At 62.3% G+C, this 13,001-nt stretch carries 11 protein-coding genes; 8 read left to right on the top strand and 3 right to left on the bottom strand.

Annotated features, from left to right (window positions below):
- Positions 1 to 58 precede the first annotated feature (58 nt).
- The 3 genes from galT to JMY29_RS06080 are packed head-to-tail and all read left to right on the top strand — an operon-like array spanning position 59 to position 3,659.
- Positions 59 to 1,210 (top strand): galactose-1-phosphate uridylyltransferase, encoded by a 1,152-nt coding sequence (gene galT, locus JMY29_RS06090; RefSeq protein ID WP_189075896.1) that lies wholly within the window; start codon positions 59 to 61, stop codon positions 1,208 to 1,210.
- A complete protein-coding gene (galK, locus tag JMY29_RS06085; RefSeq protein ID WP_189075897.1) occupies positions 1,207 to 2,367 on the top strand; it encodes a galactokinase in 1,161 nt (386 codons plus the stop codon). The genes galT and galK overlap by 4 nt, the downstream gene beginning before the upstream one ends.
- Before the next feature lie 53 nt (positions 2,368 to 2,420).
- On the top strand, positions 2,421 to 3,659 hold the full coding sequence (locus JMY29_RS06080; protein WP_189075898.1) for an acetyl-CoA C-acetyltransferase: 1,239 nt from the start codon (positions 2,421 to 2,423) through the stop codon (positions 3,657 to 3,659).
- Positions 3,660 to 3,769: 110 nt separating this feature from the next.
- Here JMY29_RS06080 and JMY29_RS06075 read toward each other — a convergent pair whose 3' ends face one another.
- Positions 3,770 to 4,678, bottom strand: coding sequence for a Bax inhibitor-1/YccA family protein (locus JMY29_RS06075; protein ID WP_018777283.1), 909 nt, complete (start codon positions 4,676 to 4,678; stop codon positions 3,770 to 3,772).
- A 418-nt stretch (positions 4,679 to 5,096) separates the two neighbouring features.
- Here JMY29_RS06075 and JMY29_RS06070 point away from each other — a divergent pair, with 418 nt between their 5' ends.
- The 5 genes from JMY29_RS06070 (at position 5,097) to JMY29_RS06050 (ending at position 10,184) form a co-directional block, all read left to right on the top strand.
- Complete coding sequence (locus JMY29_RS06070; protein ID WP_227453511.1) at positions 5,097 to 6,431, top strand: branched-chain amino acid ABC transporter permease; 1,335 nt, start codon at positions 5,097 to 5,099, stop codon at positions 6,429 to 6,431.
- A gap of 9 nt (positions 6,432 to 6,440) precedes the next feature.
- Positions 6,441 to 7,409, top strand: a complete 969-nt coding sequence (locus JMY29_RS06065) for a branched-chain amino acid ABC transporter permease (RefSeq protein WP_018777281.1) — start codon at positions 6,441 to 6,443, stop codon at positions 7,407 to 7,409.
- A complete protein-coding gene (locus JMY29_RS06060) occupies positions 7,406 to 8,467 on the top strand; it encodes an ABC transporter ATP-binding protein (protein ID WP_189075899.1) in 1,062 nt (353 codons plus the stop codon). The genes JMY29_RS06065 and JMY29_RS06060 overlap by 4 nt, the downstream gene beginning before the upstream one ends.
- Positions 8,464 to 9,234, top strand: a complete 771-nt coding sequence (locus JMY29_RS06055) for an ABC transporter ATP-binding protein (protein ID WP_018777279.1) — start codon at positions 8,464 to 8,466, stop codon at positions 9,232 to 9,234. The genes JMY29_RS06060 and JMY29_RS06055 overlap by 4 nt, the downstream gene beginning before the upstream one ends.
- A 92-nt stretch (positions 9,235 to 9,326) precedes the next feature.
- A complete protein-coding gene (locus JMY29_RS06050; protein ID WP_189075900.1) occupies positions 9,327 to 10,184 on the top strand; it encodes a phosphotransferase family protein in 858 nt (285 codons plus the stop codon).
- An 87-nt stretch (positions 10,185 to 10,271) separates the two neighbouring features.
- Here the strand turns inward: JMY29_RS06050 and JMY29_RS06045 are convergent, their stop codons facing one another.
- Both JMY29_RS06045 and JMY29_RS06040 read right to left on the bottom strand, forming a co-directional pair.
- Entirely contained in the window at positions 10,272 to 11,630 is a 1,359-nt protein-coding gene (locus JMY29_RS06045; protein ID WP_018777277.1) for an ABC transporter substrate-binding protein, read from the bottom strand.
- Positions 11,631 to 11,868: 238 nt separating this feature from the next.
- Positions 11,869 to 12,981 (bottom strand): ABC transporter permease, encoded by a 1,113-nt coding sequence (locus tag JMY29_RS06040; RefSeq protein WP_227453702.1) that lies wholly within the window; start codon positions 12,979 to 12,981, stop codon positions 11,869 to 11,871.
- Positions 12,982 to 13,001 lie beyond the last annotated feature (20 nt).

Raw genomic sequence — 13,001 nt, 5'->3', positions numbered from 1 at the left:
CAATGTTTGCTTTTGTTAGAAACTATGCGCTTTTGGTCATTTGTGGAACAATGAAGTCATGAGCCGCATCACCACAACCCGCCTGGCGGACAGCCGGGAGCTGATCTACTTTGACGACCCCGGAACGCCGGAACGGTCACCGGAATCACTGGTTGACCATCGCCGGCTCCCCGCACGGGGGGAGCCCGGCGAAGTCAGGTACGACGCATTGTCAGGAGACTGGGTGGCTGTGGCAGCCCACCGGCAAACGCGGACGCATCTCCCTCCGGCCGATCAGTGCCCCATCTGCCCCACCACTGCCGCAAACCCCTCGGAGATTCCGGCGCCGGACTACGACGTCGTGGTGTTTGAAAACCGCTTCCCGTCCCTGGGACCGGCCCTGGGCGACATCCCTCCGCTGCCTGCAGCGGGACAGAACGCCCACGGCATCACAGGTCCCGCTTTTGGCCGCTGTGAGGTCGTGGCTTTCACGCCGCAGCATACTGGCTCCTTCGCAGGGTTGGGCGAGACCCGCGCCCGGACAGTGATCGAAGCGTGGGCACAGCGGACCGAGGCGCTGAGCGCCCTGCCCGGCATCAAGCAGGTCTTCCCCTTCGAGAACCGCGGCGCCGACATCGGCGTCACCCTGCACCACCCGCACGGCCAGATCTACGCCTACCCGTACGTGACGCCGCGGGCCGCCCAACTCGGCGCCGTAGCCCGCAAGTATTACGACGACGTCGACGCGAAGGAAACGCTCGGGGCCTCGCTCCTGAAGGCGGAACGTGAAGACGGCAGCCGCATGGTCCTGGAGGCCGAGCACTTCAGCGCCTATGTTCCCTTCGCTGCGCGCTGGCCCTTGGAAATCCACCTGGTGCCCCACCGCAGCGTGCCTGACCTTGCGGCGCTCACAGGGGCCGAGCGGGACGAGCTCTCGCACGTCTACCTGGACCTGCTCAAGCGCCTCGACGCCCTGTACCCCACTCCCATGCCGTACATCTCCGCGTGGCACCAGGCCCCGCTGGATCCCTCGCTTCGTCCGGCGGGGCAACTGCACCTGCAGCTCACCTCCCCCCGGCGCGCGGCCGATAAGCTCAAGTACCTGGCCGGATCGGAAGCGGCCATGGGAGCGTTCATCAACGACACCACCCCCGAAGCCGTGGCCGAGCGGCTCCGCAACGTCGCCGCTGCACCGGCCACCGACAAAACCATGGAAGGCATCCGAGCATGACCACCACCACGGACGCCAGCGTCCTCACCGCCCGTTTCCAGGAAACGTTCGGAGCAGCTCCCGACGGCGTGTGGCAGGCACCGGGACGCGTCAACCTGATCGGCGAACATACCGATTACAACGAAGGCTTTGTGCTTCCCTTCGCCATCGACAGGACGGCGAAGGTGGCCCTGCGCGTCCGCGACGATTCGACGGTGCGCATGCTGTCCACGTTCGGCGGCCACGGGATGGTGGAAGCCAGTCTCGTGGAGCTGGAACCCGGCTCGGGCGAAGGCTGGTCCCGTTATCCCCTGGGAGTCGCCTGGGCTTTGCAGGAGCGCGGCATCACCGTACCCGGCTTTGACCTGCTGCTCGATTCCGATGTCCCCTCGGGCGCCGGGCTGTCTTCCTCCCACGCCATCGAGTGCGCCGTCATCTCCGCACTCAACGAACTCACGGGTGCCGGCTTTGCGGCGGAGGAGCTTGTCCTGGCCACCCAGCGCGCCGAAAACATCTTTGTCGGGGCTCCCACGGGAATCATGGACCAGTCGGCATCCCTGCGTGGCGCCAAAGGACACGCTGTCTTCCTCGATTGCCGCGACCAACACGTTGAGTTGGTCCCGTTCGACGCCGAGGCCTCGGGCCTGGTCCTGCTGGTTATCGACACCAAGGTCTCACACTCACACGCCGACGGCGGATATGCCTCGCGCCGCGCGTCCTGCGAGCTGGGAGCCGAAATCCTCGGCGTTAAAGCACTGCGCGACGTCGGCGTCGAGGATTTGGAGGAAGCTTCCGGGCTGTTGGATGAGACCACACTTCGGCGGGTGCGTCACGTGGTCACCGAAAACGACCGCGTTCTCCAAACCGTCGAGATACTTGGCACCCGGGGACCTGCGAGCATTGGAGCCCTGCTGGACGCCAGCCACGTGTCCATTCGCGACGACTTCGAGATCTCCTGCCCGGAGCTCGATCTGGCCGTGGATACCTCCCGTGCCAGCGGCGCAATCGGTGCGCGAATGACCGGCGGCGGTTTCGGTGGTTCTGCCATCGCCCTGACGCCGGTGGGCCAGGAACAGCAGGTGAGGGACGCCGTCGTGCGTTCCTTTGCGGAGGCGGGCTTCACCGCACCGGACATCTTCACTGTCACCCCCGCTGCAGGCGCCTTCCGCCTGGTCTGACGCGCCCGGCCTGCGCCCGGTAAGCACAGCGGTGCCGGGCGTAAGCTGGGGCCATGACTGAGGCTGTCATTGTTTCCACTGCCAGAAGCCCGATCGGGCGCGCCTTCAAAGGGTCCTTGAAGGATGAACGACCCGACGACCTCGCCACTGCCATGGTGCAGGCGGCACTGGCCAAGGTTCCTGGCTTCGACCCGGGCTCGGAGGACGGGCGCGGCCTGGACGACATCCTCCTGGGCTGCGCGGAGCCCAGCGGCGAAGCAGGCTCGAACATGGCCCGCGTCGTGGCGGTGCTGGCCGGATTGGACCAGGTTCCGGCAGCCACCATCAACCGCTTCTGCGCATCGAGCCTCCAAACCCTGAGGATGGCCTTCCATGCCATCAAATCCGGGGAGGCCCACGCGGTGGTTTCCGCCGGGGTGGAGAGCGTTTCCCGCTACCGGAACTGGGTGGGCGCCGGCGAAACCGACACCGCCGACCACAATCCGCGCTTCGAAGCAGCCGCCCAGCGCACCGCAGCCCGCGCCGCTTCCAACATCCCGTGGACGGACCCCCGTTTTGGCGGCCGCTTGCCGGACATCTACATCTCCATGGGCCAGACCGCGGAGAACGTCGCCACGAGCTACGGCATCAGCCGCGCCGAGCAGGACGAATGGGGCGTCCTGAGCCAGAACCGTGCCGAGGCGGCAATTGCCTCCGGGTTCTACGCCCGGGACATCACACCCTTCACGCGTAAGGACGGAGTGGTGGTTGACCGTGACGACTCTCCCCGGCCGGGGGTGACACTGGAGGCGGTGTCGGCACTGCAGCCCGTGTTCCGCCCAGGGGGCACTGTGACGGCAGGTAATGCCTGTCCCCTCAACGACGGCGCGGCGGCCGTGGTGGTCATGAGCGATACCCGGGCACGCGAACTCGGCCTGGAACCCTTGGCGCGGGTGGTATCAACAGGCGTCAGCGCACTCTCACCCGAACTGATGGGCATGGGGCCGGTGGAGTCCACCCGGCGGGCACTTTCCCTCGCTGGCCTGACCATGGACGACATCGATCTCGTGGAGCTTAACGAGGCCTTCGCCGTGCAGGTGGTGGCAAGTGCCAGGGAGTTGGACATCGATCCTGCAAAACTCAACGTTCACGGCGGCGCCATCGCCCTGGGCCATCCATTCGGCATGACTGGCGCACGCATGACCAGCACGCTGCTGAACGGGTTGAAGGAACGGGACGGGACACTGGGGCTGGCAACACTCTGCGTGGGTGGCGGCCAGGGCATGGCTGTGGTGTTCGAACGCCTGAGCTGACGCGAGGGGTTGGATCCCACCCCTTTGACGCACCCTTTCCCCCGAAACCTCGCCCCTCGAAGACACGAAAAAGCCCCGAAGACGAATCTTCGGGGCTTTTTGCTTTGTAGCTAGTCGTCGCCTCGCAGGATGGCGAGCAGTCGAATGATCTCGACGTAGAGCCAGACCAGCGTGACTGTCAGGCCGAATGCTGCAACCCAGGAGTAACGCTCCGGGGCACCGGCGCGGACGCCTTCTTCGATGCTGGTGAAGTCCATGATGAGCGAGAACGCTGCCAGGCCGATGGCCAGGATACCGATGAAGACACCCAGCGGGATGCCGGCAATGGTGATGCTGGTGCGAAGGCCGAAGGGCTCCTGCACGGCACCCGTCCACATCATGACCAGGTTGATCAGCGCGAAGACCGCATAGCCGATGGTCGCGATCATGAAGAAGCGCACCATCTTCGGCGTAGCGCGAACCTTGCCGCTCTTGAACAGCACGAGTGTCACACCGAAGACTGCAAGGGTACCGATGACGGCCTGCAGGCCGACGCCCGGGTACATGCCATCGAGGATCCGGGTCAGGCCACCGAGGAACAGGCCCTCGAGGCCGGCATAGGCCAGGATCAGGGCCGGTGAAGGCTGCTTCTTGAAGGTGTTGACCAGGGCCAGGACGAATCCGCCCAAGGCGCCAACGATCATCAGCAGGCTGGACAGGCCAGGTGCCACAAACAGCGTCACGGCTGCGCCGATCACGAGGACCACCAGGCAGGCAACGGTCTTCATGATGACATCGTCATAAGTCATGCGGCCGGTGTCAGCGGGGCCTGCCGCCGGCTGGTTGTACATCTGCTGCAGTTGTTCGTTGGTCATGCCCTGCTGCTGGGCTGACCATGCGGCCTGGCCGTCCATGACCTGTCCGGGCGCCCGGCCAGCCTGGTTAAACTGCTGGCCGTACGGATTTTGCGGTACAGGCGGGGCCTGCTTTGCTCCACGGAAATTCTTTCCGTTGAAGACTGGGTTTCCGCCAAGTGCCATTACGGGTGTCCTCCTGAAAAAGGGCTAAGTGATAGTTCACGGTACCAATTACCACGCGTGCGCGGCAGGGAAAGTTCCCCTGCTCACCGAGACGAAACGCAACCGTGACACGGCAGGGGACGAATCCGGGACGCGTTTCGGCCCGCGAAACTTAAGTGACACTGCCACACAACAAATTTTTTGTTTAGGAATCCTGCATTAATAGTTGCCTATAGCTTCACAGTTGTTATCTGATCGCGATCTTCGCACCCCCGAACTGGGCATTCATTCGGTCCGTCGAGCGGTAACATAGGCCACACATGGGTGACTTAGATCACAATCGAGGCAGCTAGGCAAGAACTGTTCACAAGCCCCATGACCCGTTCGCACCGGCTGCAATGGCGCAGTCGGGACCACCCCCACTGTGGAGGTTTCCATTTTGAGAAGCACACTGCGCGACCCGTCCAAGAGACGGTCCAAGGGACTGCAGAGAGTCGTGGGGGCACTGTTCGCAGCCCTGATCGCAACTCTGTTGATCGCCGCCCCTTCGGCACAGGCAACCACCCCCTCGCCTTCGCCATCACCCACCAATTTCCAAAACAACATCAGCGGGTTCCTCCGCGATGACGCCCGGGCCCCCATACCCGGCGTCAAGATCAAAGCCTCGGGCAACGGATTCGAAGGTGAAGCCACCTCCGGAGCCAACGGTGCGTGGAGCATCGGCGTACCAGTCCAAGGCACCTATACCGTTGAGCTCGATACCTCGACCTTGCCCGATGGCATCAAGCTCGCCGATGGCCAGGACAACCCCAGGGATGTCACCTTCAGCCAGACATCCAACTTGTCGGTGATCTTCGCCTTCGGCAAAGGCATCGTGGTCCAGCAACAGGACTTCGGCCAGAACCTCTTGAACCGCCTGGTGGCGGGTTTGAGCTTCGGCCTCCTCCTCGCATTGGCTGCAGTGGGACTTTCGCTGATCTTCGGAACCACCGGCCTCACCAACTTCGCCCACGGCGAGATGGTGACCCTCGGCGCAGTCCTCGTCTTCATGTTCAACGGCTTCGGCCTCCCCTTCTGGCTGGCGATCCTGCTGGCCCTCGTAGGCGGTGGGCTCTTCGGCTACGTCCAGGACGCAGGACTTTGGCGTCCCCTGAGGCGGCGCGGTTCCGGACTGGTCCCCATGATGATCGTCAGCATCGGCCTCGCCCTTGCCATCCGGTACGTCATCCAGTTCTTCTTTGGCGGTGCTACACAGCAGCTGCCGGGAGCACAGAGCGCTGAGATCCAGATCGGCCCCGTGTCCATCTCCCCCAACAACCTGTGGTCGTTGCTCATCAGTGCCGTGGTGATCGCCTTGATCGGGTTCATTCTGTTGAAGACCCGGCTGGGCAAGGCGACCCGCGCGGTCGCCGACAACCCGGCGCTGGCAGCAGCCTCCGGCATCGACGTCGACTCCGTCATCCGGATCGTGTGGATCGTCGGCGGCGTCCTGGCCTCCCTGGGCGGCATCCTCTGGGCCTACTACCGCCCGGGTGTCACCTTCGATATGGGTTCGCAGATCCTGCTGCTCATCTTTGCGGGCGTGACGCTCGGTGGATTGGGCACAGTATTCGGTGCGCTGATCGGTTCGATCGTCGTAGGCATCTTCGTGGAACTGACAACAGTCTTCGGCCTTCCCGCCGACCTCAAATACGTCGGTGCCCTTTTCATCATGATCGTTGTTCTTCTGTTCCGACCGCAGGGTATCCTCGGCCGGCGTGAGCGTGTGGGTTAGGAGCGGGCCATGGATTTCGGATTTATTTTCTCCAGCGCCCTTGGTGAATTGTTCAGCCCGACGACGGCGGCCTACGCGCTTGCCGCTTTGGGCCTTGCCGTGCACTTCGGCTACTCGGGCCTCCTGAACTTCGGCCAGGCAGGCTTCATGGCTGTCGGCGCCTACGGTTTCGCCATCTCCACTCTCACCTTCGATGCCCCGTTCTTTGTAGCCCTGCTCGTTTCGGTCATTTGTTCGGTCATCTTCGCCTTCATTCTGGGTATCCCAACGCTGCGGCTTCGAGCCGACTACCTGGCAATCGTCACCATCGCAGCCGCGGAAATTGTCCGCTACGTGGTCACCACCAACCAGCTCACCAAAGTCACCGGTTCCGCCAACGGCCTGGCTGCCTTCGAGAACACGTTCTACGCCATGAATCCCTTCCCCGAAGGGTCCTACATGGGTATGAACAACCGCGATTTCTTCATCCGCGTCGTGGGCTGGGGCCTGGTTATCGTCTGCTGTGTCCTGGTGTGGCTGCTGATGCGCAGCCCGTGGGGCCGCGTCCTGAAGGGCATTCGTGAGGATGAGAACGCTGTCAGGTCCCTGGGCAAGAACGTTTACGCCTACAAGATGCAGGCACTCGTCATCGGTGGTGTCCTTGGCGCCCTGGCTGGCATGATCTTCACGCTCCCCCGCGGTGCTGTCCAGCCGTCCAACTACGGAACAGAACTGACGTTCTTCCTCTGGACATGCCTCCTGCTCGGCGGCATGGCCACCGTACTGGGGCCCGTTATCGGAGCAATGATCTTCTGGGTTGTCCTCTCCCTGACCCAGAGCCTGCTCTATGGCCTCATCGAATCAGGGGCGGTCACCTGGCTGACAACGGTCCAGGCGGGCCAGCTGCGCTACATCCTTGTGGGCGTGGCGCTGATGCTCCTGATGATCTTCCGCCCACAAGGCGTGTTCGGCAATAAGAAGGAGCTTGCTTTCGCATGAGTGAGACCAACGACAGCAATATCGGCAACAGCGAAAATATTGATTACATGACAGATTCGCGCCCGATCGCAGTTGGGGAAAACACACCCGGTTGCAAGAAACGCGATCCGATCGTGGTGGCAGAGGACGTGACCCGCTCCTTTGGCGGCATCAATGCTGTGGATGTCGAGTACCTCGAAATTCCCCGCCACAAGATCACCGCATTGATCGGACCCAACGGTGCGGGCAAAACCACCCTGTTCAACCTGCTGACGGGCTTTGACACTCCCAACTCCGGGAAGTGGCAGTTCGAAGGCAACAGCCTTGCCGGTGTTTCCTCCTACAAAGTGGCACGCATGGGCATGGTCCGGACCTTCCAGCTCACCAAGGTCATGGGCAAGCTGACGGTTATGGAAAACATGCGTCTGGGGGCAGCAGACCAACCGGGCGAGCGGCTCTCCAGGGCTCTGTTCAAGGGCATGTGGGGCGGCCGTGAAAAGGAGATCACCGCCCAGGCCAACATCCTGCTGGAGAAGTTCAAGCTGGATGCCAAGAAAAACGATTATGCTGCGTCGCTTTCCGGCGGCCAGCGCAAGCTCCTGGAGATGGCCCGCTCCTTGATGGTCAAGCCCAAACTGGTCATGCTCGATGAGCCGATGGCAGGCGTGAACCCGGCACTGACGCAGTCGCTGCTGGACCACATCAAGAACCTTAAGGCCGAGGGCATGACCGTCCTCTTCGTCGAGCACGACATGAACATGGTCCGCCACATCGCTGACTGGGTGGTGGTCATGGCCGAAGGCAAGGTAGTGGCCGAGGGACCTCCTGGCGAAGTGATGAAGAACCCTGCCGTCATCGATGCCTACCTTGGCGCCCACCACGACGTCGATCTCGGCGACGCTGAAGGCATCAAGGAACTCGAGGCCGAGCTGGAGGCCGACGACGAGTCGGTGGTCGGCACGGAAGACGCCGGCATTCTGTCGGACATCGTCGAACCCAGGATCGTTGAATCGAAACACGCTGAACCGAAACACGTTGAACCCAATCATGTTGAACCCAGGAATGAGGAGGGGAAATGAGCAGCACCAGCGCCATGCCGGCTCCGGCTCCGGCCCCCACAGGCGATTCAGTGGTGAAGGTCACCAACCTCGTTGCAGGTTACATCCCGGGCGTCAACATCCTGAACGGCTGCAGCATCGAAGCCCGCAAAGGTGAACTCATCGGCATCATTGGCCCCAACGGCGCCGGCAAGTCCACGCTGCTGAAAGCCATGTTCGGTTTGGTCAAGGTCCACTCGGGCACCGTTGTGGTGCGAGGACAGGACCTCACCGGGTTGAAGGCCAACAAGCTGGTCACCCAGGGCGTTGGTTTCGTACCGCAGACCAACAACGTTTTTGCCACGCTGACCATCGAGGAAAACCTCCAGATGGGTATGTTCCAGCGGCCCAAGGTGTTCGCCGAACGCTTTGACTTCGTCACCAGCCTCTTCCCGGAGCTGGCCAAGCGGCGCGCCCAGCGTGCAGGGTCACTTTCCGGAGGTGAACGCCAGATGGTGGCCATGGGCCGGGCACTGATGATGGATCCCGCAGTGCTGCTCCTGGACGAGCCATCCGCTGGCCTCTCCCCCGTCAAACAGGACGAGACCTTCCTTCGGGTCCACGAAATCAACCGGGCCGGAGTGTCCGTGATCATGGTGGAGCAGAACGCCCGCCGCTGTCTCCAGATCTGCGACCGCGGCTACGTCCTGGACCAGGGCAAGGACGCCTACACAGGCACCGGCCGGGAGCTCATGAAGGACCCCAAAGTCATCCAGCTCTACTTGGGAACCTTGGCTGACGAGGTCTAGCGAAAAGCAAAGCGGGGTCACTTCCTGCCCATGTTGGGTCTCCCAACGGGCCGGAAGTGACCCCGCTTTGTTGTTGCTGGCATGCTGGACGGATGACTGAAGGCCTCACTGAAGAACAGCGCGCCTTGCTGGAGTCCTGGCTGGGCCACTACCGGGTGGTGCGGGATCATTCCTGGCCACTCCAGGACACCACCGTGCTGCAGTTGGAAACCGCCTACGGAGACCAGGTCATCATCAACGCGAGTGAGACCAGCCACCATATCCGCCGCGAGATTGCAGCCTATTCCCGTGGATTACCCGGGCTTGATGGCATCGTCCCTGTCATGCTCCACGCCGCCCCTGGCGCCGGTCTCCTGGTCACGCGCTACCTTCCGGGGGCGGTGGTGGCAGGTACGCCGGCAGAGGACGATGCGCAGACCTATCGGCAGGCCGGGGAACTCCTGCGCCTTTTGCATCAGCCGGCAGGAACGTCGGGCAGCTATCTGAGGTCACTCAGCATCAGAACCAGCTCGATGCTGGACAAGGCGCACGGGCTGTTGGCGCGGCCCGTGCTGCGCGCCCTGGCTTCGGCGATTGCCGCCGTCGAACATCTTCCCGTCGAGGTGGTGACCACCCATGGCGACTATCAGCCCCGGAACTGGCTCCACGATGCCGGGACCATACGCGTCATCGACTTCGGGCGGGCCGAGCTGCGGCCTTGGGTCCATGACCTGGTTCGTCTCGGCCATCAGCAGTTCCTGGAGCAACCCGGGCTGTCAGCGCCCTTCCATGAGGGTTTGGGCAGGCTTGTGGACACAGAAGAGGAATGGCAGTCGTGGCGGCTGGAGAACCTCAACCAGGCGGTCGGAACAGTGGTCTGGGCACACCACGTGGGAGACCGGGACTTTGAACAACAGGGCGTCCGGATGGTGGAAAGAGTGCTTGACGGTTTCGAACCCTATCCCGGTTGACGCAGCAAATCCCGGTTGACGCAGAACAGGCCCCCTTCCTGGTGTGGAAGGGGACCTGTTGCAGACCGTGGTCTGTCGGTGTTCGGCTTAGAGCTTGCCGAACTCCTCACGGACCGGCTTGTAGGTGTTGTCGTCCTGGTACTCGTAGATACCGATGTACGCCTCGGTGGGGTCACCGGCGTCGGAGAACGTCACCGGACCCGACTGGCCGTCATAGTCGATGTCCTTGCCCTCGCGGAGCAGAGTGACGCAGGCGGGGTAGCTGGTGCACTTCTCGCCACCTTCGGAGACTTCCTTCAGCTTGGCTGCGATATCCGTGCCCTTGGTGCTCTTTGCGGCTTCGGAAGCCAGCGCGATCAGGTTCACGGCGTCGTAGGATTCACCTGCGTAGCTGTAGTCCTTCAGCGCGGGATCGATGGCCAGGAGCTTCTTCTTGAAGTCGTCCTTGGCGAACGTACCGGGAATCGTTCCCTGTGCACCCTTCAAGGTGCCTGCCTGGAAGTCCTTGCTGTAGTCCGAGGTGTTGCCGTCGACCATGAACAGCTGCGTGGGCTTGATGCCCTTGCCGGTGATCAGGGGGACAATGCTCTTGGCCTGGTCAAAGGTAATCAGGGCAATGGCATCCGGCTTTGCGGCCAGGACCTTGTCAACCTGGCTGCTGAACTGCGAGTCGCCTTCGTTGAAGAGTTCCTCAGCTACAACCTTGCCGCCGGCCGCCTCGAAGGCCTCCTTGACGTTCTTCTGAAGGCCGGTGCCGTAAGCGTCGTTGAGAACGATCATGCCAACGGTCTGGGCGCCACAGGTAGCCATGTAGTTACCAAGGACCTTGCCCTGCAGGACGTCTGACGGTGCAGTACGCCAGTACAGACCCTTGTCATCCCAGGTGGTGAAGTCGGGCGAGGTGTTCGCGGGCGAGAACTGGATGACGCCGGCACCCGTGATCTGGTTGATGACAGTCTTGGAAACACCCGAAGACGCCGCACCGATGACCGCGCTGACCCCCTGGCCCAGAAGTGCCGTGGTGGACTGCGTCGCGATGTCGGTCTTGGTGTCGCCGGAGTCACGGTGAACTACGGAAACCGGAGCGCCAAGGACGCCGCCGGCATCATTGACTTCCTTGATACCAAGGTTCACACCAGCGATTTCGGGTGGGCCGAGGAACGCCAGCGACCCCGTTGTCGGCAGGAGCGAACCAATCTTGAGCGGTGTGGACGTTGTAGTGGTCGAGGGGGGTACAGGTCCCGTGTTGGTGGCAGCCTGGCTGTTGCCGGCTCCCGCTCCGCCGCTCGGTGCCGGGCAGGAGATGCCTGCCGCCGCGGAAGCGGAGGAAGACCCAGTCTGTGTCGGCGTCGAAGACCCGCCACAAGCTGTGGCCAAAAGGGCGACCCCAATGCCAAGCGCTGTTAGCTTGGCGGCTCGGGGCGCCGCTGGGGAAAGATCAAACATTCGTTGTCTCCTCGATCGAAAGGTGCGAACTGCCTTTGATGCGATTACTCAGGTGTTCCTGATTAAGACTCAAACTAGTGCAATTGATCGGCGAACATAAGTGATTCAGGTCACATCCCTATAACACTCGTTGCCTGTGGGGAATCTACGAGGTCACTGGGAATTTTCACTGAAGAGGGAATGTGCTCCCCCTGCTTCCTGTGGCAGGGGGAGCCGTCGACGGCCGTACCGGTGCCCGTCAACTGTTCAACGCGGCAGTAGGCGGTGTTCTCGCGGCCCGAACTGCGGGGACAACACCTGCCACGGCGCCTATGGCCACCGTGGCGCCAACTCCAGCCACGAGCACTTCACCAGGTATGTCGGTGAGCCATCCGTTGCTGCGGGAAACGATCGCGGTAATGAACCACCCGAGAGTGACGCCCGCAATCCCGCCGTAGGCGGCGAGCAGCATGGCTTCAACGAGGAATTGTGCTTTGATGTGCCGGCGGGTTGCACCAAGGGCGCGTCGAAGGCCGATCTCACGGCGTCGTTCCAGTACGGAGATGACCATAGTGTTAGCCACCCCGATGCCCCCGACCAACAGTGCGATTGAACCGACGCCTACGAGCAGCCCCGTGAAAGCTAGATCGACGGTGTTCTTCGCCGCGAGCGCATCCGACGGTCGGCTGACCAGCACTTCATTTGGTGCTTCAGGGTTGATGGTGGCGGGGACCAATTGACGAATGCGATTGACTTCGGAATCGGCGGAACGTTGGTAGATGGTGGTAGGGGCGCCGTCATAGCCGAACATCGATGCGGCAACAGGCTCGCCGATCAGCGCTGACATGTCCAGTTCAGGAGCCAGCGGTGAACGATTCAGGATTCCGACGACGGAAAAGGTGTTGCCGCCAACATCAACCAACGCCCCCGGCGCGTTGAGGCCCAGACGTTGTGCGGTATCGAACCCCAAAACTACGGCCGGAAGCTCGATGGTCGCTGAATTCAACCACGTACCGCTCAGCAAGGTAGCACTCGTAGCTTCGAGTAGGTTGACGTCCGCGGCAACTACCGTGAATCCGCCGGAGTGGCTCTTCGGTACCTCTGCATTGCGCAGAAGGGGGACGTTCTTTATCGTCGACGTCGAACTCGCAGAGTCGACGCCCTCGATACGGCGGACGGCCGCTACCGAGTTACTTGGAAGTGAGGTCTCTTTGCCAAAGGCGTCCTCGCCGCTTGTCACTGTCAAAAGGTTCGTGCCCAAAGAAGCCAGTTCGCGTTGAACCAAGGCTTGGCTTGATGAGGAGATGCCGATAACAGCTACCATCGCAGCGATGCCAATTGCGATGCCCAGCGAGGAGAGAACGATGCGCATAGGGTGGGCCTTAAGGCCAT

This window comes from Paenarthrobacter nicotinovorans (genome assembly GCF_021919345.1).
Classification (GTDB): domain Bacteria; phylum Actinomycetota; class Actinomycetes; order Actinomycetales; family Micrococcaceae; genus Arthrobacter; species Arthrobacter nicotinovorans.
This window is presented reverse-complemented; position numbering and strand designations above follow the sequence as displayed.